This is a genomic window from Pontibacter silvestris, from assembly GCF_020907275.1.
Classification (GTDB): domain Bacteria; phylum Bacteroidota; class Bacteroidia; order Cytophagales; family Hymenobacteraceae; genus Pontibacter; species Pontibacter silvestris.
This window is the reverse complement of the sequence record NZ_JAJJWI010000005.1, coordinates 154,512-178,441: the sequence shown is the minus strand read 5'-3', so window position 1 is coordinate 178,441 and position 23,930 is coordinate 154,512. Positions and strand designations below refer to the sequence as shown.

The following is a 23,930-nucleotide window of genomic DNA, read 5'->3' as shown; positions in this document are numbered from 1 at the left end:
AAGTTATCACTTTAATATTCTGTGTTGATCTCAGGCAAAAGGGGGTTTACATTTTTCATAAAGCAGAAGAGCAGGAAGGTGAGCGTGTTTATTTCTGATAATAATAAGTTTAACATGCGTAGCCCCCGAATGCTTCACAATGTTATTGAGGCTCTCCTGTACAATCAGGTATAGGTCTCATCATTTTTTGGATAATATAATCTAGGTCATCTACCTCAGCAGAAACTACTATTCCACTTGCATCTGCCACTGCATCAGCTAAACTGTAAATAGACTGCGTCAGGCTTTGCATATCCAACTGTTATAAAAAGGCATTGACTTTGATTCCTGCCAACAATATCTCCTAAATAGTTAAAGTCTACACTAGTCTTTGCCTGTAGGTCTTACAGATCAACGTACACGATGCTTCATTCTATCAATGCCTTTCCTTCTACAAACGGGAACGAGCTCCATTTCAAGGTTTAACTCTATAATAAATAACCTTTTACATTCTATGAAGTTTAAAATAAGAAGCTGTAAAAAAAACTTCATACATGAAAGCAATCATATTACCAAAACCGGGAGGCGTTGAAAACTTCCAGATAAAAGAGATTGAAAAGCCAGTACCACAGAAAAACGAAGTGTTGGTAAAGGTAAAGGCGATTAGCATAAACCCGGTAGATACTAAAACTCGGGAAGGCAAAGCAGCATACGATTCTTTGAAAGACAATAATCCACTGATTCTGGGTTGGGACATCTCAGGTGAGGTAGAGGCTGTAGGCGACGAAGTGGAGTACTTTAAAGCGGGCGATGAAGTGTTTGGAATGGTCAACTTTCCTGGGCATGGCAAGGCATACGCCGAATATGTGACTGCCCCTGAAGGCCACCTGGCACATAAGCCAGCCCAGGTCTCTTTTGAAGAGGCCGCTGCCACTACACTGGCGGCACTTACTGCCTGGCAGGTACTGGTGCATGAGGCAGATGTTCAGCCGGGGCAACGGGTGCTTATTCATGCAGCGGCAGGCGGTGTGGGCCATTTTGCTGTGCAGATTGCCAAGTACTTTCAAGCTTACGTAATAGGAACAGCATCCGCACAAAACCACGATTTTCTAAAATCAATAGGCGTTGATGAGCCAATTGACTATAAAAATCAGAACGTGGAGGATGTGGTAAAAGATGTGGATGTGGTGCTTGACTCTCTGGGAGAGGAAAACACTCGTAAATCATTGAAAACAATGAAAGACGGTGGCAAAATCATCTCCATTTTAAGAGGAGCTACAGACGAGGTAAAGGCAGAGGCAAAGAAGCGAAATATTCAGGCAAAAAACCATAGCGTTAAATCAAGTGGAGAAGACGAAACACAATTGGCGGAGCTTCTGATGTCAGGTAAAATAAAACCCTACATAGCTCAAACTTATGGTTTTGAAGATATAGCTGATGCACATGAGAAAGTAGCTAGCAGAACCACGAACGGCAAAGTGATTATACGTGTAAGTTAAGTAGTAGTAGTATAGAAGAGGTAACAGAATACTAGCAAGGTGTAAAGGTTTCATGGGTTTTACCCTTACTTCCTTTACACGCATAGTAGAAAAAGCTAAAACAGTTTATAGCAATGTCATTTTCTGTACCAAAATAGTAAACAGCTACTAAACAGGCAGCTCTATAGCTGCCTGTTTAGTAGCTGTTTACTATTTTGGTACAGGTGCATTAGCTGCTATTAGTTTTTGCTCTTTCAGCTCAATCCAAAAATTCGCAGGTATTTTCACGTTCATAGATTCAACATTTGCTTTGGCTTGTTTGGCATAACGTGTACCAGGAATTACAGCCGAAACTGTAGCAGGGGCACCGGAAAACTGAAGTGCGGCGGTACGTAAATCAATACCATGTTTCTGAGCTATTTTTGTCATGCGCGCCCGTTTTTCTTTGTACCCCTCGGGAATTTTCTCGCTATAATCATACCGGTCTATACCAGCCAGAAAACCGGAGTTTAGCGGGGCTCCAACTATGATAGAAACATCATGTTTGTCACATGCCGGAAACAGGCGGTTAAGAGCATCCTCATGATACATCAGAGAGTATTGGGTTGCTGAAAGAAAGATATCTGGGTCGGCCACTTCCAGCGTGCGTAGTATTGGATCAATGGTATTTACACCTAAACCCCAAGCTTTAATCAGGCCTTCTTCTCGCATTCGTGTTAACTCTGGCATTGCACCACTCCGGGCAATTTTAAAGTATTCTGTCCAGTTTTCCCCCATGTCCTCATTATCAGGAGATAGATCATGGATAAAAACAATGTCTATGCTTTCGATTCCCAACCGTTGCAGACTATCTTCTATCGAACGCCTTACCCCTGCTGCACTATAGTCATATTCATAAGTAAAAGGAGATGGTTCTTGCCACATAGTCTCCGGAATGTCTTTCGTGGGCTTAAGCAATCGACCAACTTTCGTTGACAATACATACTCTTCACGCTTTTTATTATGAAGAAAATGTCCAAAGCGGCGTTCACTAAGGCCTAGCCCATACCAGGGCGAGGTGTCAAAGTAACGAACTCCTGCAGCCCAGGCTCCCTCCATAGCTTCCTGTGCCTGCTCATCAGTAGTTGGCCGGAAAGCGTTGCCGATGGCTACCCCGCCTAAACCGAAAGGCTGGGAAGGCTGAAACTGGTAAGCTCCTGAAGATTTACCTTTTGTTTGTGTACCAAGCATCTTTTCACCGTTAGAATAATCAGCGGAGGCACCAAAAGCCGGAATTATAGGAGCCAAGCCGGCTACTGCCGCTCCTTTTATACCTGTAGAAATAAAATTACGTCGTGTGGTCATAGGTAAAATATCTGATAGCAAAGCACTGTAGCACTTACTACTTCTTCTTATTTATAAAATTCTGGTAATGGGTTAAGGGAAGTATTCTGCCTCTGATGCCAATAAGGATAAATAGTAGGAACTTCACTGGCAGCATCCAGTTTTTTTACCTGCTCAGTGTTAAGGTTCCAGCCCACGGCATCCAGGTTTTGTTTTAGCTGTTCTTCGTTACGGGCACCAATAACAATACTAGAGACAGTTGGGCGCTGCAACAGCCAGTTAAGTGCTACCTGGGCAAGTGTTTTGCCTGTTTCGGCAGCTACTTCATCCATAGCATCTATGGTGTTGTAAAACACTTCTTCGTTTACAACTGCTTCGGGTACAGGACTGCCTCCTTGCGCTACGCGGCTATCTTGTGGCAAGGGTTGGTTACGTCGGTACTTACCACCCAACCTGCCAGCAGACAACGGTGACCAAATAATTCCGCCCACATTCTGATCAATCCCCAGCGGCATCAGTTCCCATTCATATTCCCGGTTGGCCAGTGAGTAGTACACCTGGTGAGCCACATAGCGGCTCCAGCCATACTTTTCCGATATGGACAAAGACTTCATCAGATGCCAGCCAGAAAAGTTAGAGGCGGCAATGTAGCGGATTTTCCCGCTTTGTACTAGATCATCCAGAGTTCGCAAGGTTTCTTCTATCGGCGTGTTGCCATCGAAACCGTGCATATGGTAAATATCAATGTAATCTGTTTTAAGGCGTTTCAGGCTGCCTTCTACCTGCTTTGTTAAATGAAAGCGGGATGATCCCTGGTTATTAGGCCCTTGCCCGAAAGGAAAAGTCCCTTTTGTTGAAATAAGCACTTTATCACGCTGCCCCTCCAGGGCTTTACCTAATATCTCTTCAGAAAGTCCCTCTGAATAAATATCTGCCGTGTCAAAAAAATTAACCCCAGCATCCATACAAAGGTTAACCATACGAGTGGCTTCCTCTACCTGGGTACTGCCCCAGGCTTTGAAGAAATCGTTGCCACCTCCGAATGTGGCTGTACCAAAACTGAGCACCGGCACCTGCAATCCAGATGCTCCTAGTTGTCTGTATTCCATTTCTTTTATTGTTATAATTGTCATTTAAGAAACGATATATACTTTTATTGGTTAGCCAGGAAAATGAAAACCAGTAATGCCTATATAAGTTTTCAGGAGTTGGCACAAGACTTTTTAAATTCATTTTACCTGTCTGTTACAAACTGAGAGTGTTTAATATTATTTATCAGTTTATTGAAGCTAATAATGAACGTATCTATCACCAGATATGTAGTAGGTGTATAATTAACAATACAATATGAATAACGGAACAGTAAAATTCTTTAATGACCTGAAAGGGTTCGGGTTCATCAAAGAAACAAATTCAGATCAGGAGTACTTCGTACACGTATCAGGACTGGTACACGAGATCCAACAAAATGACGAAGTAACTTTTGACCTGCAGGATGGAAGAAAAGGCTTAAACGCGATTAACGTAAAACGCGCTTAGTTTTAGTATATAAGAGTCGTTTATGAGAAAGCCTTACATTCCGTAAGGCTTTTTTTTATCTCCCAAGGCTACTAAAGCATAGGTTTACTCAGCTATGAAAACCGCTTTCAGAAGTAGCGCCCCACCTGTTTATCTTCAATTCCTATTGCTCATTTAGTTGAGAAAGTTCCTGATTAACCAATATATTGGAGACCTTACCTACGGGTTAATACGCTTATCAATTAAGTTAGCGTGACTCTCACTAACGCTTTTATCTGTACCTTTGCGGAGCAATCTCTTCTTTTATGACACGAAAGGAATACGTTTCCCTCATTCTGATATTAGGTACTCTTACTGCTCTGGGCCCTTTTTCTATAGATATGTATTTGCCTGGTTTCCCAGCCATTGCTAAAGATCTTAGAACTACCGTTGCAGAAGTTTCCCTGTCCTTATCCAGCTTTTTTATTGGTATATCAGCTGGCCAGTTGCTCTATGGTCCTCTGATGGATCGTTTTGGCAGAAAAAGACCGCTTTATATTGGCCTTGCCGGCTACATGGTAGCCTCCGTAGCCTGTGCTTTTGCGACCTCAATAGAGGCACTGATTGTACTGCGATTTATCCAGGCGGTTTGTAGCTGTGCTGCTGCAGTGGCATCTGTAGCCATGGTGCGGGATCTGTTTCCGATAGAGGACAATGCAAAGGTATTTTCGTTGCTGATGCTGGTAGTAGGAGTTTCTCCAATGATTGCACCAACAGTTGGGGGCTATGTAACGGCCGGTTTTGGTTGGGAAGCAGTATTTCTAATTCTGGCAGGTATGGCGGCTGTTATATTGGTTGCAGTTTACTTTGGCTTACCTGAGAGCAGCAAGCCTGACCCAAGCTATTCCCTTAAGCCCAGGCCAATCCTTTCAAAATTTTTAATGGTTATTAAAGAACCACAGTTTTATACATATGCATTATCGGGGGCCGTTTCTTTTGCAGGCTTGCTGGCTTATGTCTCTGGTTCCCCGCTGCTGTTTATGGAGATCTTTCAGGTAAATGAAAAGGAATATGGCTGGATTTTCGCATTCCTCTCTATTGGTTTAATTAGTGCCAGCCAAGTGAACAGTATCATGCTTCGTAGGTATCGAAGTGAGCAGATAATAATTACAGCGCTAGTTTGTCAGTTATTTATTGGATCAGTTTTGTTAGTGGGTACTATGTTTGGTTGGCTGGGACTGTTTTCGACTATCGCCTGTATTTTTCTCTTTCTATGCTGCCTTGGCTTTACTTTCCCGAATGCTTCTGCACTGTCGTTGGCACCCTTCACTAAAAACGCAGGAAGTGCATCTGCTCTGATGGGTGCCACACAAATGGGAGTAGGTGCCCTGGCCACAGTAATTCTCAGTATCTTTAGTAATCACTCAGCCGTACCAATGGCTGGCGTAATGGCCGCATCAGCTCTTATATCCCTGCTAATATTGTTACTTGGCCAGAAGATTATTAAAGCAAGAGGTTTACAATACGAGGTAAATAATTCTGCTGCTGGTGCTATCCATTAATCGTATAGTCTTAAATGGTTCATTCTTTGGCCTTAAAGCAGCTTTAACTATTTTTCTCCTGCCATCGAATAATCATATATTGCTACTCAATCTTAATGAATAAAACCCAGTTGTTTGTAAAAAGTAAAAAAGCCTCTGCTTTTTATTAGCCTGCACCTCCAGATTACATATAATGTGATCATGCAAGGTTATACGTTGGGAATGATAGTTGTGGGTTATTAGTTGAGTCGTACATTAACAGCCTTTAAAACCAAAATATTGCTAGTAACAATTTCAGATGAATTTTATTACAAATGGAAGAAGCACAAAATAAACGGGATAAAGACAGTATCTTACAATTATACAACAAAGTGTTGCCAGCATTGGCAGAACATATCAACCAAAATTTAACTGAAGTTATCCCTTTGTTTCATGATTATTTGTTGGAGAGGCTGGTAGACACGTGGACAAAGTCTCCTGATGCAAGCAATGAAACTCCTATTAGCATTGAAAATGGTAATGTGCAGCAGATGGGTTTGAGGCTCCGCCTGGAAGGTTTCCAAAGAGCAGGTGTACCTCCCTTTGATGTCACAAAAGACCTTCTTTTCAAGTTAATGCTTACTACTTATGAAGTGGGGCCTAACAAAAATAATGTTTGGGCAGAAAAGCAATATTACGAGGCATGGACTCCAAGAGAAACTGAGGATATTGCGCAAAAGTGGTCTGAGGAATTAATTGGTGAAATTATGCAGCGCCTGGAGAGTCTGACATAACAGCTCTTCTTCTTTTTTTAGATCTCACAGACAGGATAAATCTTTAGAAGCTACCAAACTAACACCAACTAAAATAGTTAGTTTAAGAACTGACAAAGAAAGTATCTTCAAATAGTTAGCCCCATAAGAAGATACTTTATAAGAAGATACTTTTTTACCGTTGGTAATAAGATGCTATATTTGAATAGACATTACTGGAAAAGCAGGTATGGTAACAACTATTTATTGCTTTATACTTTCTCGAAAACCAGTCGATAATGATCCATAACCTCTAGTTCGAAACACACCCGATTAGGACTTATACGAAATACCTCTATCTGATTTCTTAATTCTTTATTTGTTAAATATTTAGGTAGAAGCGACAGGTATAGCCAATACTTCCTGAGGTTGAACTTTCGGAACCTTTTACGCCACTGACCAATGGTTTCTATATAGTCTAAGCGGCCACTGCTTTGTGAAATCAACTTAAAACCAGGTGCAGCATTTCTGATCACCATTTCAGGTCCATAAGGAAGCCAGGAGCCGGGGAATTCCTTTATCATCAGGGCCAGCACATGTTCCGCAGATCCTCTTCTGGCATCAACTGAAACATCTTCAAAAGCAGGCATATTTTTACTGAAAGTCATGGTTTGCATATAAAACCGTCCCCCTTTCGGCAATAAATCATACAACGATTTGAAGAAGTCGCTATATACTTTCTCCTGCTTTCCTGCCTGCCATTCTTCAATAGAACAGAAATGCTCTAAGCCACCAATACAGACAATCGCATCGAACTGTCCAAAATCTTCCGGCTTTACGTAACGGCAGTCTTTCACTATTACATCAAGTCCATTCTTTTGGCATGCTTTAGCCTGCCCTTCAGATAATGTTAGCCCAATGCTTTGTGCTTGTCTTTCCTGAGTAATATAGGAAGAAAAAGGGCCCCAGCCACAGCCCATATCCAGTACTTTACTACCTTTTCCAATATGAAGGCTATCAGCTATGAACTTATGCTTTGCCCGCTGCGCCTCTTCTAAGGACATAGAGAAATCCCCATCATATTTGGCACCACTATAATCTGCTGATTCCCCCAAGCTTAAACGGAACAACTCATCAATAGTGGTATAAGTAAAATCTAGATCTGTTTTGCTGGCCATAGTCTAGTCTAACATTAATGTTTTAGTAATATACATAAATATCTGAAAATTAAACATAACGTTTCCTTTTATTCTGATAAAGCTGAGAATAACAACAGTGGGATGTTTGCTTCAGTTATTTATAGTCTTTTGTTATAACAAGGGGAGCTTATCATTAATTAAAAGCTTGGCTACAGCTGTTATGTTAGTGATAAGCTCCCCTTGTTAGCTTGTATTGCGGCAACTAACTTTCACCTGCATGAACTGTAATTCTTTATTAATGTAAACAAGCAGCTAGCCTATTTGCAAACCTTACTATTGCTTAGACTCCTTCTAGAAAACTTCTAAACCTTTTATTCCCTGGACTGATTAAAAGAAAGATTTTCAGAAAAGAAGTTTACCATTTTCGTTTCAATACGTTCTGCCACACGGTTTATATGGTCACCTTCATATTCTTCATAGAAATATTTGATACCGTAGTTGTCCAGTATCTTATCCAGTTCCTGAATACTTGCGGCAATACCTTTATCCTCTGAACCGGCATCAAAAGCAATAGCGTTAAGCTTTCTGATATTGAAGATATGCTGATCAATTGTAGCCAATGGCCTGTTAGCCGTCCACTTTGCCATCACAAAGGGTTGAACTTTCCCATTCTCGATGGGTAGATCAATAAAGAAAGGTGACTTTGAAGGATTTGGAGACCAGGCAGCAGCCGAGGCAAACAATATCTTGGTAAAGAAGTCAGCTTTACCAAGATCAGCTGGCGTTTGGACTGCCTCTAAACGTGCTATAAAAGCTGAGTCCTGCGGCATATTCTTATCCGGCGCAAGGCAACAAGGGCTTAGCAGGTACAGTGCCGAAAAGATTTCAGGATACTTCTGACCGATACGCATAGCGCCATAACCACCCATAGAATGACCAGCCAACCCACGGCTTGTTGCCTTTGGAATAGTGCGGTAGTGGCTGTCTATATACGCAACAAGTTCTTTAGCCACAAAATTTTCCCAATTACCAATAGTAACTGAGTTAGAATACATACTGCCCTGGAAGCGGGTAAACGCATTAGGCGTTACTACTATCATTTCCTTCACATTATCTCCTGTAAATGCCTTGTTCAGCACATCCGGCAGGTTCATCCAATGCGGTTCGAAACCATATAATTTAGCATCGCTATCGGTAAAGCCATGCAACAAATACACTACCGGGTAACGCCGTTTCCTGTCTTTTTTGTAGCTCGGAGGCAGGTATATAGAAACGTTCCGGTCAGGAGAATCTCCTGATAAGTTTCCTTCCAATCCCTTTCCATGCACTTTTATTCGCTCTACTGTACCTTGTTGGTTCCGGCTTTCCTGACTGTGTGCTGAAAATGCTAGTAAGCAGCAGAATGTAATAACTAAACTGTTCTGAAGTGTTCTTTTAATCATGTTTATGAAAGTTTAGACTAAGATAAGCAATGTTTATTCTTATTTCCAGCTAAAACAGTAAGCACAGTATATTACTTCACAGAATCACAAGCTTCCATAAAAGCTATTAATTATGTCAGTTACTGGAGCTATAAAATTATCATCCTTCCAATAATCAGAATGGCTAAAGGGCGTCCAGCCTGTGTTTATTTCTATGTCTTCAGACACAACATCATCATAAGCGTTTTGGAAGCCCTGGCTCAGTGGTTTTAATGGCCAACCAAGAATATCATCTCTGTCATAGTAGTTGTACCATTTAAACAAATCGTTTGGCTTATGTATTGCTTCTATTTTCTCTAAACCTGAAACAAAAAGAGGAATGTTACACCCAGACGTAATCATCAACCTGGCAGTACTTAACTTCTGAAATTCACTTGGTTGCCGACCTTGCCAAATACCTTTCTTATGCTGAGCATCCCATATGTAGTTAGAGATGATCTGGCAACCTAAAGAATGGGCTATGATGACTACTGGTTGATCCTGGTCTCCTAACTCAATACGCAAGGCATCTAATTGCCTAAGAATAGTATGTTGTATTCTCCTGTAAGAGCTTTCCTTCTCATCTGGCCTGAACTCAGAAGTGGCTGCGTCACTTAAAAAGTTAAGGAGGAACTTGCGCAGCCATTGCTGATCTAAAGGCCTGCCACTCTTCAACATATTCTCCCACACTTTATCCTGGTGAGCCTGGAAACCTCCATGATACCATATTGATTTAAAACAAAGGTTTCGAATTATCTCACCAGATAACTTTTCATATAGATTATTTTGTAAAGCACTGGCATAATCCGGGTTTTGATTGCCCATGCCATGTATTGTTATCACTCCAAACTTCTTCGACATTAATAGTTGGCTTTATTTATCTTAGGGATTTAACGTGTCTAAAAACAAAAAAACTGTTTATTCTGCCCAAAGCGTTACAAAAAGGTCATTATATCCGGGCCTCGCTCCTAGCAAGGCTTAATTACTCCAAGCATCGATGGAAAAGTTACCATAAGCGTTACGCATTGTCTCCTATTGCTTTAGCTTATCTTTAAATCCACTCCCCTTTTACAAGCTTGCGCCAGAAGATTCTAATAAACACCATCAACATTCAAAAAAGCTACCACAGGAACCAAAGGACTTTACCAAAGGGTTAAAAGATGTAATCACTTTTTATTACTTTCACGAGCTTCCATTAAGGCCAAGTGTATGAATCAATTTATATCTAAAGAGGCATCTCTACAGTTGCTCCGGAATATTGAAAGCTCCTCTTTCCCATTTGTGTATGATTATGAGAAGCACAGGATGCTGATTATGGATGAGCAGGGAAATGACCTGATATATTTCAGGTTGCCTATTGTGCTTCCTCCTCCCTCTCAGGCAGAAGATCAGGTCAATTATGTTATATTACTGGTACAGTCAGGTAACTGTGCTATGGGTTATTTTGAGAACGGCCTTAACTTAGATCATAAAGTATTCCGGTCTTACATGGTGCGCAAGAAGCAGGGCAAGAGCCAGATTAAGCATCTGAAAACGAAGGGCAAATCCAGGGCTGGCTCACGAGTGCGCTTAGGTGAAACGGTTGAATTCTTTGAAAACATAAATGAGCGGCTGCAAGAATATTTTGAGGAGCATGAGATTAACCGCATTGCCATGAGTTGTTCTAAAATTCTTATACCTTACCTATTTAACTCAAAGGTCTCAACACCTTTTGATAAAAGAGATGATCGGATTTTTAAAATCCCCAAGCATGTTCATACCCCTATTTATGAAGTTATGATGGATGTACATAAATTTCTGCTGAAAGGAGAGCTTGTTTATGAAGCCGTTCACCAGGCAATTATCGACGAATTGGTGGATGAGGACATGAAATTGAGATAAGATGAACTGTATAAGAAAAGCTCCTAAAAGTTAAAGAAAGGAAACAGGGAACTATAAACATCAGAATTAGTACAATTAATAAAAGAAGTACAGCCGCATGGAAAACAAAGATCTGGAAAACTGGAACGAAGAGAGATATAAAGAACTGAACACCTACTTCCGCATTAAAATTGAGCTTTTGCTGCGCACGAACCCACACCTGAAGGACCAAATGCAACAGGGACATAACTTGAAGCTTAATGACTTGGTAATGCAATTATCTGAAGAAGACAAGCAGCGTTGGGAGGAGTTTATTGTACTCGATAAAATAAAGCTAGAGGTAGACATGTGGAATCACTTAAACGGAACTGGCCCCGGCTACCAGCCCGGCATAGGATTTATAAACCCGGAAGACACCACTTGGTAGAGATTTGGGTGCATTAAACAGTACATAGGAAAAGCTTTCGTACTCTTATCCAGAAATAGAAATAACACGAAAAAAGTACAGCTAAGCTCTTCCTCTTTTTAGCTCCAGCACTGTTACCTCTGGCCATATGCCTACTCTGCCTGTAAAACCAATAAAGCCGAAACCACGGTTTACATAAAGCATTCTGTTGTTCTCCTCGGCCAGGCCAGCCCAGTGCTTGTAGCGGTACTGTACCGGGCTCCATTTAAAAATAGGTGTCTCCACACCGAACTGCATGCCGTGCGTGTGTCCGGAAAGCGTCAGGTGTACACGGGTAGGATGCACCTTTACAATCTCTTCCCAATGCGATGGGTCATGCGACAGCAGAATCTTAAAGGCATTTTCATCCACACCTTCCAGTGCCTTATCAAGGTCGCCTTTCTGAATAAATCCCGTGCCCCAGTTCTCTACGCCAATCAATGCCAGGTGCTGCCCGTCTTTCTCAATATTTACGTTCTCATCGAGCAGTAGCCGATAACCCAGTTCTTCGTGATGCTGCTTTAGCTTTACCATATTGGCCTCCTGTGCCTCATCGGTAGGCCATTCGTGGTACATGCCGTAGTCGTGGTTTCCAAGTATGGAGAACTGCCCGTAAGGAGCCTGAATCTGTCCGAAGTTATCGATGTAGGGTACTATTTCAGGCGCAAGGTTATTTACAAGGTCTCCGGTGAAAACAAACATATCAGAGTTTTGAGACTTTACTAGCTCAATACCACGTTGTACGGCCTCGGCATCATCAAAGCTACCAGAGTGTATATCAGAAATTTGTGTAATGGTAAAGCCGTCAAACGCTTCCGGAAGATCATCAAAATATAAAGTGTGACGGTGTACTGTATAGTCGTATTTACCTTTTGTTACACCATATACAAAAGAAGCAAACGGAATACTGGCCATTAAAAGGCCTGCCTGGCTCACAAACTTCCTACGTTCCGGCAAAAGCGGTTCATGTGCTGGCTCCTTTCCTTTCTGATGCCGGAAGAAGCGGAAAACAGCTACCACCGTCCGGTAAATATCTTCTCCGAAGAGCACAGTTATAAAAACCAGTTTTGTTACAAATAACATCAGAAAAGCATTAATCATCCATTGTATGAAAGGCGTTGTCTGATCATTTGAAAAGCGTACATAAACAGTGTAGGCAAAACATATCGTAAACCAGATAAAAAAGAACCAGTAAGCCCACTGTACCAGCATTCGCAACCGCTTTGAGCGCCAGCCTGCTACTAGTGTTTTAATACCCTGGAATACATACCAGTCCATAAAAAGGGATATTACTCCCATAATTAAAATAATGCGTTGCATTTTTATATTTTGTGTATCAGACTAAATTATTACTCTGCCTGTAGCCGAATTATATGCATGAGTGGTTGTAGCATAAATAACAATTAGGTAACGACACATCAGAGAAATAAGATGTATAAAACTAATATATAAGCTTTGCCAAGTTATGTTATAGATATATCTGCACACGGTTTTTATAAGATGAATCTAGAGACATAAACATTTCGTTTGCAAAACTATTATAAACTCGGGCTAACAAAATTTACCTGTTCCTTTATCTTAAAGCTTTAAAAAGTAAAAGAGACAGCAACTTTATAAATGGTTGCTGTCTCTTTTCTTACATAACTAAAACGGATATTAGCTTGTTTGCTCGACCTCCTGATTCATCACATAAAGTGTGCGTGTTGGGTAAGCAATCTCTACACCCATTTTCTCAAACTCCTGGTAAATCCCCAGATTAATGGCCTGCTGTATATCCATGTAAACATTGTAGTCTGAACTCAATACATAGTAAACAATCTCAAAATCGAGGCTGGAATCACCAAAAGAGGCAAAGTGCGCGCGGTCAAACTCAACAGGGCTCTGCGCTAGTACAATAGATTTCAGCACCGCAGGAATAGCGGCCAGTTGCTCATAGGTGGTTTGGTAAAGCACCCCTACTTTAAACAGCACCCTGCGCCGCTGCATGCGCTTATAGTTATGAATACGGGAAGTTGTAAGGTCACTGTTAGAAAAAACAAGCTGTTCTCCTGAAAGGCTTTTAACACGTGTTGTTTTGATACCGATGTACTCTACAACTCCCATTTTATCGTCGATGATAATAAAGTCGCCGATCTCAAAGGGCCTGTCGAAAAAGATAACAAAGTAGTTAAAAAGGTCACCTAAAATACTCTGGGCAGCCAGTGCTATGGCAATACCACCAATACCAAGACCAGCTATTACAGTTGTAACGTCGTAACCGAGGTTATCGAACAGAAAAACAAGTCCTAAAAACCAAATAAAGATGTTGATGATGAGCATTACACCCTGCATCTGCTTCACTTTCTCTTCTCCGTTACTCTGCGTTCTTACAAAGGACTGCAACAGTAACAGAATAGTGGAAGAAACAAACCGGATAGCCAGAACAGTGATAGCAATAGTAACAGCTATCCTTAATATATTATGAAGCCTTGTAGCAAGCGTAAGGTAATTAAGGCCCAGGTAAACAACAGTAATATACAAAGCAGGAACACCATAGCGGTCTAAACTGTCTACCACATAGTTATCAAAATTAGTAGCAGTATTTTCTGTCCATTTTCTTATCCTGGCTAGAACAATATGTTTAAAGCTCCTCACCACCAATAGCCCTACTAAAATAAATACTAACGCAATAAGGTATTCCTGCACTGTGTTGTGCCAAAAAGTTCTCGCTAGTATGTCATTAATCTGATCCATTCTTTTTTATAAGTTGTTAATGAGAGTTTAAATTAATCATGAAAAGCCAATTAAACCAGACATTATAGTTTATAAGCTATATCATCAACCTTGCTGAAGCAAGAGGCTTCAGCTTAAAATTGGCGCAAAAAGCCGTTATGGTTAACTTTTCTATAGCGGTTTGTACGGCTTAAAAAGTGTCAGGATATTATTCTGATCGGAGAATATTCAAAACAAGGTTTTATTTCTGAGGAAGACAGAGGAGTAAATGAGTGCCTTTAGACAGTGGTGTTGGGTTAACTATAAAAAGTTTTAGCTACTGAGGAAGTAAAAGAAAATACGAATGAAGGACGCTGCAGTGAAAACCAATAGCCTGCTGAATTGATGTTACTTTATCAAAATAGAATTTATCAGATAAGTGAAACATCCAGCTTTCTTAGTCTGCTAGTTTAAGGTCGAGCTTGGTAAGCAAATTTAGAAACAACTCAGACTTTTTATCCAATGTTTTCAGGCCTTCATGTGCCTCCTCAATGTTGCCGCCTTTGTACAGGTCGAACAGTTGCAGGGCTAGTGAATTTAACTCCCGTTGTACTTTTGCCAGTTCTTTCATTTCGGGTTCATGCTCGTACCTTACAAACCCAATGGTATCAAACCATAGTCCTATAGGACCAGTACGGGAGAAAAAAGCAGCATCATAGTTCCCTCCGTAAAGCACAGAACGTACCTTGGATTTAAACAGAATATGTTTAATTCTGATTTGCTGGAAATCTACCTGTGCTAGATTCATTTAATGATATTCCCTTCAACTTTATAGTAATTCATTGTTACTATTATAAATTACCTAGCTCCTCAAGCTTACGTCGGTAGCTTACCTGCTCCGTTACCTCTGCTCCAAATACTATAATTCCTGTAATCTTGTCGTCTTCATATAATGGCTGGTAAATCAGATCAAAATAAACATCTTCCAACTCCCCTGAACCTTTGCGATCGAGCTTAATCAAAATTTCTTCTGCTATAAAAGCTTCTCCTGACTGATAAACATTATCCAGTATATCTATAAAACCCTGTTCTACTACTTCAGGTAGTGCCTCAGCTACCGTTTTGTGTAACAGCTCCCTGTTAGGGAAAAGGTTCTGGTAGTAAGGGTTTACCAACTGATATAAATGCTTAGGTCCCTGAAGGATACAAAACACAGCAGGAGCCTGCATTATAAGCCTCTCCAGCACCTTGCGTTCTGACTCTGCTTTTCGGTAAGCTTCCTGTACCTGGTCCGATAAATGCGACATTTGCTCGTTCACCATTAAAAGCTCTTCTACCATTTGTCTGGTATCATGTATATCAATAGAGCTTCCTACCCACATCAGCACCTTACCTTCTTCGTCCAACATGGGCATACCACGGCCAAGGTGCCAGCGGTAGTTACCTTCTTTATCCTTGATGCGCATTTCTGCCTGAAACATGATGCCATTTTTAAATGCCTCATGCCAGCGTTCTAATGCATTTGTTAGGTCATTAGGATGTATAAGTTCGCCCCAGCCCGTTTCTATCAATTCTTTAACCTCCTTTCCTGTATAATTTACCCAGCGTTGATTAAAGTAATTGGCCTCTCCTTTATAGTTATTAGTATGAATTAGTAAAGGCATAGCCTCGGCCATGAACCTGAATTTGTCTTCACTTTCAGATAGAGCTTTTTTCGCTAACTCTCTTTCAGTTACGTCTGATGTTTTCTGAAAAATGTATAAAACGTTCCCTTCATTATCGAGCACAGGCGTATGCGAAGCTTCCCAATAACGAATCTCAAAACCTCCTCCTTGCGACTTTGGTTTGGGTATGTCATACTGAAGCACATCCAGATAATCTACCTTCTTTCCATAAAGGGCATTATCCAAGGACTTACGCAGCAGGTACTCGTTTTTAGATACAGTACTACCAGGATTATCCGGAAAAGCTTCTAAAAAATTCATTCCAATCAGATCTTCCCTGGTCTGTAAACTAACCCGAAGGTACGCATCTGTAGCAGCAAGCACTGTATAATCAGGCGAAAGCACAACAATAGTTTCAGGAACTTCTGAAAAAAGCTTTTGGAAATCCATAGTTTGTCAGTAAAGGTAACTAAACAGTAAGGTCAGCTATGTCAGCAACTTATCAAATTAGATTTTCAACTGCTGTAATTATCATTAAAAGCTATTTTAATCTTACTAAATGCAAATATGCAGCATTTTATTCTTAAATATTAGATTTTAATAATATTTAATTTCACACTAAAACTACAATAAGGGCTACAGGAATGAATGAGTAAGAACATAAGTAGTGGTGGGCTATAAACCAAGCAACTAGGTAAAGCAGGACATTAAGCAAGAAAACTTGTACAAGTATAGGGCCACCTTAACAGGTGGCCCCTACAGTTAGTATTTAGCTACTGCCTGCTTTTTACCATTGCTGATGTACGGAGGCTCTAATGTATTTATCATATACCTCCTGCACCCCCTGCATTTGCTTCTGCGAAAGAGCGGGCAGTTCAGCTGCTTTTAAGTTAGATTCAATTTGTTCTTCCTTGGAGGCCCCTGGTATAACCGTGCTTACTTCCGGGAACATCAGAACCCAGCGCAGCGCCCAGGCAGCCAGTGGTTCCTGACCAGGAAAAATTCTTTTGAGTTCTTCCACAGCTTCAAGTCCCAAATCAAAATCAACACCCGAGAACGTTTCGCCTTTATCAAAGGCTTCCCCATTTCTGTTAAAGTTCCGGTGATCTTCAGGATTGAAGGTAGTCTGAGAACTCATTTTACCAGTAAGCAAACCACTCGCTAATGGTACACGGGCAATTATTCCGATATTATTTTCTTTTGCTCTGGCAAACAACTCCTCACTTGGCTTTAGGCGGAACATGTTAAAGATTACCTGTACGGTTGTTACGTTTGGGTATTTCATAGCCATTAGTGCTTCATCAACCAGTTCCACACTCACACCCAAGTTTCTGATTTTTCCTTGCTCCTTTAAGCGTTCAAAAGCCTCAAAAATTTCAGGACGTGAATATACTTCAGTTGGCGGGCAGTGTAACTGAATCAGGTCTATAGTATCTGTTTTCATGTTGCGCAGGCTTTGTTCTACATAGCCTGCCAGTTTTTCAGGAGTATAACCTTCTGCCGTATGAGGCTGTATCTGCCGCCCGCATTTAGTAGCCACATACACCTGCTCGCTTCTACTCTTCACCACCTTTGCTACGGCTGCTTCGCTGTCTCCTTCACTATACACATCTGCGGTATCAATAAAATTAACACCAGCATCTATCGCTTTATTAATGATACGTTCTGCGTTCTCTTCATTGAACGGTTCGCCCCATCGGCCACCTACCTGCCAAGTACCTAACGATACCTCTGATATTTCAAATCCTGTTTTTCCTAGTTTTCTGTATTGCATGGTTCAATTAATATGTTTGCTACCAAAGCAGCGTTTGTTCTTTATTGTAATCTTTCCGGCTATTTAGCTTTTACCGTGTTTGTACTGTTAAGTTCAAGCAAGATATCTACCGATGCTGTTCATACACGATAGGTCTTACCGCCCGTCTTAAGGCATCTATCTCATCTTCGCTAAGCGGTTTTGCATTTGCCACCTGAATAGCGTCCTGCAATTGCTCACTTGTTCTGATTCCTAAAACAGATGAAGTTACAGCCCGATGATGCAACACATATCGGACTGCAACCTCAGCAGTAGTACGAGAAGTGCCTGCCACAGACTGCACAGCTTCTGCGGCTTTTCTTACTTCATCTTCAGAAAAAGTTAAGTATTGTTTTGGTGGCTTATTAACCAAAAGCCCTTGTGTATAGCTGCCTCTGGTTAGCACACTGATGTTATTTTCCTGTAACAAATCCAGAGAAGTTTCTTCAGGCCGACGGTCCAGGAGGCTGTACTGCATCATATTGCTGACGATGTTAGAGCGCTTAACATACTCTCTAATTACATTTGGCCTTATAGAAGAGATGCCATACTGCCTTATCTTACCCTGATGTTTCAGTTGTTCAAAAGCTTCAATGGTCTCCTCTATCGGATCATCTAAAGTACCACCATGTAACTGGTATAAATCTATATAATCAGTTTGCAGGCGTTTAAGGCTTTCTTCCACTGCTTGTAGTATGTAGCTTTTAGATGGGTTCCAATTCCAGCCACTCCCGTCGCTGCGCCATTGGTTTCCAACTTTAGTGGCTATCACTACCTTATCCCGAATAGCTTTAAAAGCCTTGCCTAGGGTTAGTTCATTTTCACCTTTTTGGTATAGGTCAGCTGTATCGAAGTAGTTGATACCGTTGTCAAAGGCTGTGTGAAGCAATTTGGCATTTGCCTCGTGGTCTTCCCCAAGCGACATACAGCCAAAGCTTACTTCACTTATTTTTATATCTGATTTTCCGAGCTGATTATATTTCATAGTCTGTGTTATAGTACGTGTTTCTCCTAAATTAGAAAGCAAAGAAAGTTAATCCAAAACTGCTCCTGGAATAAAGTGCTAGGCTAACCTACTGACACGTTATGTTTGTACAACTCCTCGTTCTTGAAAGGCACTAAAGCCAGTACAACAGCCTGCTCATACAACTGCTTACGGTCTACTACATTATCTGTTAATATACCAATGGCGCCTCCCTCCTTTTTAGAATCTTTGCGGTTAAAAACCATGTCATCAGCTGTGCCTAATTCTATTCCCTGCTCCACCAGGTTAGTTACGGCCTGAGGCAGGAAGAAGGTACCAGAACGTGCTTTCCCTATCATACTTCCTGACCGGACAACAATCCAGGCAAAAGCTGCCAGTTCATTACCCATACGCGCTACTCCTCCTTCTATCCCTATCCAGAGATCAGCTTCTGGTTCTGCCTCATGAGCGTTGTTCACTCTGTTCAAAGCACCAGTTAATGTTTCATTGTCTGACATAGGTTGGTCTGCCACTCCAGACGGAACCGATATGTATTTAACATAATAATTACACTTTGGAAACAACTGCTTTATCCCATCTATAGCAGCATTAACTTTAACAGGATTTGTAGATGCCACCACAATGGTTAACTTTTTGCCATTCATGATTAATATGTTGGTTTTGTGATACAAGTCCTTAAAACAAGAAAGCAAGTTTTAACTAAGCTCTGAAGAAACCAAAGTTTCGCAGACTTATTTAAAACTTGCTAAACTCATGCTGATGAAACTCAGCTAGTTTGTACTTATTTTTTTAGATCCGTCTTCAACCTTACCAGACCTAACCTGTATTTATGCAAATGTACCCAATGAGGCCACATAATCTTTGCTGCCATCGGTAACCCAGGAGTCTAACTGTGCCGGGTCCTTCATTTGTTGCCCGCGATGCCTTGGCACTACGACATAACCGCATTTAAGATCAGTTAAAGCAGTCATGTCAGTCCATAGCTTTTCAATCTGTGCCACCGGGTAAATATCTTCCTGCCCATGCCCCCAACGATATTTCACATCTTTTATGGTAACGTAGGTTGGAATACGATGCGCCACACTTCTTACTGCTTTTGCCAATTGCGTTTCATCCATCTGCTGTAGTTCCTGGCGGTTAATACCGAACAGTTTTAACAGCGGGTCAATCTGAATCCAAGTAGTGTTGGAGTTGTAGTAGCTAAGGTTCAGTTCATCTTCCTCACGTGGTTGTGCCAGCCCTTCCAGCAGACGCAAATGTCCATTCACCCTTGCTAACCCGCCACCTCTGTCTTCTATGCGACGCGGTATCACCTCAAAAGTAAGTACATTACCAGAGTCTAAATGATGCCCTAAGGCATTAGGATCTACATCGGCTCCTAATGTATCAATGTTGTGCAGCATAATAGTCTCCAGTTGTGGGTGCTCCCGCAACAGCTTTGCTAAAGTGCCATTGCGCAACAGGTTAGAAACCTCGTACCAGTGACCGAGCGGCGAGAAGCGTTGTGCAGCAATGTTGTCTACATAGTCTGTACCTTCGCCTTTCGACTTGGCCCAGTTGATCATACTGCGGCGCACGGCATCGCGCACTTTCTGCTTGTTCTCGTCCAGGGTTTCCTGTGGCATTTCTTCCCACATAAAACGCAGGTCTCGCTCCATCGGTACAAAACGCTGCCCTATAGAACGCCCTGCAGAAAGATAGGTAGCTCCATCATAGCCAAAGTTATTGGCCTGCTCCAGCTTTTTGCGGATAGGATCGTGCGTTAGGTAACTGGTGGCTACAATGTGTGGAATAGTTGCACCATACTTTTCTGCGACTTTACGCGTTTTTGCCAGGTGAATCTCCAGGAAACTGCGGTGCTTACCTTCGATTTCAACAAAAGGATTGAGCGCTTTAATTACACCAGCTCCTTTAGTCCAGCGGCTACCTACGCCTGCAGCAAGGCTCATTACACCTACCTTACCAGCTTTTATGGCCTCCTCTCCTGCTTTTGTGGCTCCATCGGCTAATGCATCCAGTTTTACAACATCTTCTGGTCCTACATCCTCAATAGAAGTTTCTGCGGCCAGACGGTTACGGGAAAGTCCAATGCGTCCTTTTTGCAACTGTTCCCTTATTTCTTCATGCTGAATGTAGTCAAAGCCATTGTCTTTTTTTACCTTTTCAGCTTTCTCATCCTCAGCACTTTTATTGCCACTGGTAGTAGGATCAGAAACTTTAAACAAGTTACTGATAATGGTCCTTAGTAGCGGGTAAGCGAGGTTGTTCTTTTCGCAGTAAGTCGTAAAGTAATCAATTTCTGCCCTTCGTATATAAGAAATAGAGCTTGGCTCTTTTCGAACCAGTTCCGAAACATGAATAGCATAGTACTGTTCCGGCATCAGTGCTTCATTTCCCTCTTGCAGCGTAGCCCATGTTCCCCTGTTGTTAATGCTCCAGTTATAAACTACTGGTTCCATAGCAAATGGCAGTGAGTCAGAAAGCTCGTTTTTAGTTTTCCGAAGGATATCCAGCACGCCCATCTTGTATTCTTCGTAACGCTCCGGATTTACGAACATGCCCATACCACCGCCAGACATACCACCCAGCATCAGAAAGCCATAATAATCATCCCCAAATTGCTTTTTGGCTTTGGCAATGATCTGTTCAGTAAAGTAAGTAGAAGCCCAGGGTATAATCTCCTTGATGGAGTGCTGCCAGTTTTGTGCCGTGTTTGCCGCTATTTTCTTAACATCACCTTCTTTTATAGCCTCCAGTATATTATCAAACACCTCATTTGTTCTTTGGCGAGCTACCCACTCCTTCTCGCCACGCAGCAGGTATTTCTCTGTCACCATCTCTAGGATCGGACCAACGTTAGAAGCCATACCACCGTGCATTAGCACGAGTGAATTCATGATTTTTTCGCCAATTTCCGGGTGTACTTCTTCACCCTGCAGCACACGGTGGCGCGGCAGTAAAGTACCTCTGCTGATACCGTATTCCGGATCGCCCTCTTCGGCAAAAGTGCCCTGAATAGCTTTGATACCCGGCCATACACCGCCAGAATCCTGCCAGCCACCTCCTGAACCACCAATCCATTCTCCTAATATAGCTCGCGAAGCCACCAAACGTCTTTCACTTTCAAGTAGGCCTCCCTCCAGATTCTGCGTCTGCCCAGTGGCACGCATCAGCAAACTGATAATAGAGCCCAACAAATTAGTAGATACTGCGAAACGGGAACCTTTTGGAATATCATTTACTTTCGTAACCAATTCTATACCCATACCAGGTCCTACAATACGAGCCAGTATTTCGGGCAAGGATTGATTTGTACCTTCAAATGACGGAGGAATAAGCCCAGACGCAATGACTCCGGCCTTCACTAAGCTTAGATAGTCGTTTCCGAAGTTAAACAGGTCTGCCAGGTCATGTACATCTTTGGTCGTGTTAAGGTCAATGCTGGTTAAGCGCAATACTGGATCGGGTATAACACGCAGGTAACTGTGCAAGGGTGGACGGATATCCTTATCCCGGCCATAAACCCCCAAATCAATTGACAGGTTGATAACCCTTGCTCCTTCCGGATAATCCATTCCCAGAAAAAAAATGTCGGACCAGCCACTGTGGGTTAAATCCATCCGCACAGAAGTGTTCTCGTGCAGGATAGGGTAAAACAGCGAGTTTTCAGGTCGTTGTAACAGCTTTGAATGAATACGTATAGGATGTTCTTCCTGATGCCCTACCCGAAACATCCACTGGTTTCCTTTACTGGAGCGTACGCTTTTTCGTACTTGGTCTGCCAGTATCTGGAAGGATAAATGATGATAACTCTCCGCCAGTGCACTAAACAAAGTAGCATTAGGGCCATGTTTATCCAGCTCTTTCAGGAAAGTAGCAATGGCATGCTCAAACCGCCGGGCCAGCAAATCTTCAAAACCTGTATAAGATATTTTCCCGATAGAAGGAGTTTCCTTTGTCTCCATCAGAAAAAAACGGAAGCCGGCATAAAGGAAAAGTATAGCCCTTACTTTATCATATAAGTTGGGGGTAGACTTTCGAAAGCTATCCAGTTCACGTAACGCAGCAAGTAACTCTTTGGCAGTTAGTTTCTGACTGATCTGGTAAAATGACCGGTTACGTTTAGCAGTATCTGTAGAGGTAATGGTTTCTATAAAAACATTCATGTTGCCTTGTCCTCTTAGCAATATTAGGGGAGCCTCTAGATGCTAAAATGTCATCCAAAGAGGCTTTTTATACAGTTATTAAGCTTTCTTAGAATTTCGGGTATTAGCCTCGGCCAGTAATTCCACCATAGTAGACAAAGTCTCGTCGTGGGCTTCTCCTGCTAAACCTAAAGCAATCTGGGCACGCAGCAAACCGTGCTTTCGACTTAAGTCATATCTGTTCCCTTTAACTTCCAGGGCCAGGTAACGTTCGGTTTCTGCCAGTTCCTGTAAGGCAGGAGTAAGCAAGATATTATTACCGTCCATGTCTATCTGCTTTTTCAGAATATCAAATACAGCTGGTGTAAGCACGTGCATGCCAAAAAAGCAGAGGTAATAGCCTACTCTTAAACCAGGCGTTTGCAATTCCAGCTCAGCAGTACTTAAAGAAGGCTTCTCAATTATTTTATCGATCTGATAAACGCCTCTGGTATTAGGCTCCTGCTTGCCGGTAAGCGTACCATAGCGACTTATCTGATGTTCATTGGTGGGATTTACGGCAGACACAGAGCAGTTTTCCTGAGAAGCAAGCTCAATAAGTTGGGCAGCACAACGCTTTTCAGCCAGATCAGACACATACAGGTAATCTCCTAACAATAAGAGAAAAGGTTCATTGTTCACAAACTCTCTGGCACAGTACACAGCGTGGCCGTAACCAAGTGGCTCCTGCTGTTCTGTAAACTGAATACGGCTGATTAAATGATCCATTTTCTCCGCCTCTTTTCTGGCCCAATCTACATCTTTGAAAGACTTAACTAAATTATCTCGTAAAGAATGAAAAGCATTGATGTATCTTTCTCCATCACCCGGGGCACAAACGACACAAATTTCCTCTATACCACTGGCAAAGGCTTCTTCAGCAATAACCTGTATAACGGGTTTGTATAATCCATCAACATCAATAGCCGGAAGCATGGCTTTTTGAATAGTATCAGCAACCGGATATAATCGTTCGCCGCGAGCGGCAGCGGTAATCACTGCTTTTTTTATTTTCATCTTATATAGGTGATATTTCAGAACTTAAATATATAATTTTTAAGATAAAATTGTATCATATTTCATTGCTAATTTTAGTCAAGAAAGAGCTTTCCACCTGTTTATGCCTCGACAAAAGTTCCCAATAAACAGCTAAGACATTAA

Annotated in this window: 21 protein-coding genes; 6 read left to right on the top strand and 15 right to left on the bottom strand. The window is 41.7% G+C overall.

Features of this window, described 5'->3' with window-relative positions; genetic code table 11:
- Positions 1 to 142: 142 nt before the first annotated feature.
- A complete protein-coding gene (locus LN995_RS06455) occupies positions 143 to 292 on the bottom strand; it encodes a hypothetical protein (RefSeq protein WP_229959560.1) in 150 nt (49 codons plus the stop codon).
- 241 nt (positions 293 to 533) lie between these two features.
- On the opposite strand from LN995_RS06455, the gene LN995_RS06450 reads away from it, so the two are divergent.
- Positions 534 to 1,478: an NADP-dependent oxidoreductase gene (locus LN995_RS06450; protein ID WP_229959558.1), complete on the top strand. Its 945-nt coding sequence runs from the start codon at positions 534 to 536 to the stop codon at positions 1,476 to 1,478.
- Positions 1,479 to 1,667: 189 nt separating this feature from the next.
- Here the strand turns inward: LN995_RS06450 and LN995_RS06445 are convergent, their stop codons facing one another.
- Together LN995_RS06445 and LN995_RS06440 are read right to left on the bottom strand one after the other, a co-directional pair.
- Positions 1,668 to 2,801 (bottom strand): aldo/keto reductase, encoded by a 1,134-nt coding sequence (locus LN995_RS06445; protein ID WP_229959556.1) that lies wholly within the window; start codon positions 2,799 to 2,801, stop codon positions 1,668 to 1,670.
- Between the two features lie 47 nt (positions 2,802 to 2,848).
- The gene (locus tag LN995_RS06440) at positions 2,849 to 3,889 is read right to left on the bottom strand and encodes an aldo/keto reductase (RefSeq protein WP_229959554.1); all 1,041 of its coding nucleotides are present in this window, start codon (positions 3,887 to 3,889) and stop codon (positions 2,849 to 2,851) included.
- Between the two features lie 238 nt (positions 3,890 to 4,127).
- On the opposite strand from LN995_RS06440, the gene LN995_RS06435 reads away from it, so the two are divergent.
- The 3 genes from LN995_RS06435 to LN995_RS06425 all read left to right on the top strand — a co-directional run bounded on the left by LN995_RS06435 (position 4,128) and on the right by LN995_RS06425 (position 6,591).
- Positions 4,128 to 4,319: a cold-shock protein gene (locus tag LN995_RS06435; RefSeq protein ID WP_229959552.1), complete on the top strand. Its 192-nt coding sequence runs from the start codon at positions 4,128 to 4,130 to the stop codon at positions 4,317 to 4,319.
- Positions 4,320 to 4,603: 284 nt separating this feature from the next.
- Positions 4,604 to 5,839 (top strand): multidrug effflux MFS transporter, encoded by a 1,236-nt coding sequence (locus LN995_RS06430; protein ID WP_229959551.1) that lies wholly within the window; start codon positions 4,604 to 4,606, stop codon positions 5,837 to 5,839.
- A 293-nt stretch (positions 5,840 to 6,132) separates the two neighbouring features.
- Positions 6,133 to 6,591 carry a hypothetical protein gene (locus LN995_RS06425; protein WP_229959549.1) on the top strand — a complete coding sequence of 153 codons (459 nt, stop codon included), beginning with the start codon at positions 6,133 to 6,135 and terminating at the stop codon, positions 6,589 to 6,591.
- A gap of 230 nt (positions 6,592 to 6,821) precedes the next feature.
- Here LN995_RS06425 and LN995_RS06420 read toward each other — a convergent pair whose 3' ends face one another.
- The 3 genes from LN995_RS06420 to LN995_RS06410 form a co-directional block, all read right to left on the bottom strand.
- Positions 6,822 to 7,727: a class I SAM-dependent methyltransferase gene (locus tag LN995_RS06420; RefSeq protein ID WP_229959547.1), complete on the bottom strand. Its 906-nt coding sequence runs from the start codon at positions 7,725 to 7,727 to the stop codon at positions 6,822 to 6,824.
- 332 nt (positions 7,728 to 8,059) lie between these two features.
- On the bottom strand, positions 8,060 to 9,130 hold the full coding sequence (locus tag LN995_RS06415; protein WP_229959545.1) for an alpha/beta hydrolase: 1,071 nt from the start codon (positions 9,128 to 9,130) through the stop codon (positions 8,060 to 8,062).
- Positions 9,131 to 9,214: 84 nt separating this feature from the next.
- Positions 9,215 to 10,009 carry an alpha/beta hydrolase gene (locus tag LN995_RS06410; RefSeq protein WP_229959544.1) on the bottom strand — a complete coding sequence of 265 codons (795 nt, stop codon included), beginning with the start codon at positions 10,007 to 10,009 and terminating at the stop codon, positions 9,215 to 9,217.
- A gap of 348 nt (positions 10,010 to 10,357) precedes the next feature.
- On the opposite strand from LN995_RS06410, the gene LN995_RS06405 reads away from it, so the two are divergent.
- Together LN995_RS06405 and LN995_RS06400 are read left to right on the top strand one after the other, a co-directional pair.
- Positions 10,358 to 11,029, top strand: a complete 672-nt coding sequence (locus LN995_RS06405) for a hypothetical protein (protein WP_229959543.1) — start codon at positions 10,358 to 10,360, stop codon at positions 11,027 to 11,029.
- A gap of 97 nt (positions 11,030 to 11,126) precedes the next feature.
- Positions 11,127 to 11,435 carry a hypothetical protein gene (locus LN995_RS06400; RefSeq protein ID WP_229959542.1) on the top strand — a complete coding sequence of 103 codons (309 nt, stop codon included), beginning with the start codon at positions 11,127 to 11,129 and terminating at the stop codon, positions 11,433 to 11,435.
- Between the two features lie 81 nt (positions 11,436 to 11,516).
- Here the strand turns inward: LN995_RS06400 and LN995_RS06395 are convergent, their stop codons facing one another.
- From LN995_RS06395 to LN995_RS06355, 9 genes are all read right to left on the bottom strand, one after another.
- On the bottom strand, positions 11,517 to 12,752 hold the full coding sequence (locus tag LN995_RS06395; RefSeq protein ID WP_229959541.1) for a metallophosphoesterase: 1,236 nt from the start codon (positions 12,750 to 12,752) through the stop codon (positions 11,517 to 11,519).
- Positions 12,753 to 13,109: 357 nt separating this feature from the next.
- Entirely contained in the window at positions 13,110 to 14,186 is a 1,077-nt protein-coding gene (locus LN995_RS06390) for a mechanosensitive ion channel family protein (RefSeq protein ID WP_229959540.1), read from the bottom strand.
- 415 nt (positions 14,187 to 14,601) lie between these two features.
- The gene (locus LN995_RS06385; protein WP_229959539.1) at positions 14,602 to 14,952 is read right to left on the bottom strand and encodes a histidine kinase; all 351 of its coding nucleotides are present in this window, start codon (positions 14,950 to 14,952) and stop codon (positions 14,602 to 14,604) included.
- 43 nt (positions 14,953 to 14,995) lie between these two features.
- Positions 14,996 to 16,258: a PAS domain-containing protein gene (locus LN995_RS06380; protein WP_229959537.1), complete on the bottom strand. Its 1,263-nt coding sequence runs from the start codon at positions 16,256 to 16,258 to the stop codon at positions 14,996 to 14,998.
- 337 nt (positions 16,259 to 16,595) lie between these two features.
- The gene (locus LN995_RS06375; RefSeq protein WP_229959536.1) at positions 16,596 to 17,582 is read right to left on the bottom strand and encodes an aldo/keto reductase; all 987 of its coding nucleotides are present in this window, start codon (positions 17,580 to 17,582) and stop codon (positions 16,596 to 16,598) included.
- 106 nt (positions 17,583 to 17,688) lie between these two features.
- Positions 17,689 to 18,585: an aldo/keto reductase gene (locus LN995_RS06370; RefSeq protein WP_229959534.1), complete on the bottom strand. Its 897-nt coding sequence runs from the start codon at positions 18,583 to 18,585 to the stop codon at positions 17,689 to 17,691.
- Positions 18,586 to 18,668: 83 nt separating this feature from the next.
- Positions 18,669 to 19,229 (bottom strand): inosine/xanthosine triphosphatase, encoded by a 561-nt coding sequence (gene yjjX / locus LN995_RS06365; protein WP_229959532.1) that lies wholly within the window; start codon positions 19,227 to 19,229, stop codon positions 18,669 to 18,671.
- Between the two features lie 183 nt (positions 19,230 to 19,412).
- Positions 19,413 to 22,751, bottom strand: a complete 3,339-nt coding sequence (locus LN995_RS06360) for a UTP--glucose-1-phosphate uridylyltransferase (protein ID WP_229959530.1) — start codon at positions 22,749 to 22,751, stop codon at positions 19,413 to 19,415.
- A 78-nt stretch (positions 22,752 to 22,829) separates the two neighbouring features.
- The gene (locus LN995_RS06355) at positions 22,830 to 23,786 is read right to left on the bottom strand and encodes a UTP--glucose-1-phosphate uridylyltransferase (RefSeq protein WP_229959528.1); all 957 of its coding nucleotides are present in this window, start codon (positions 23,784 to 23,786) and stop codon (positions 22,830 to 22,832) included.
- Positions 23,787 to 23,930: the final 144 nt, after the last annotated feature.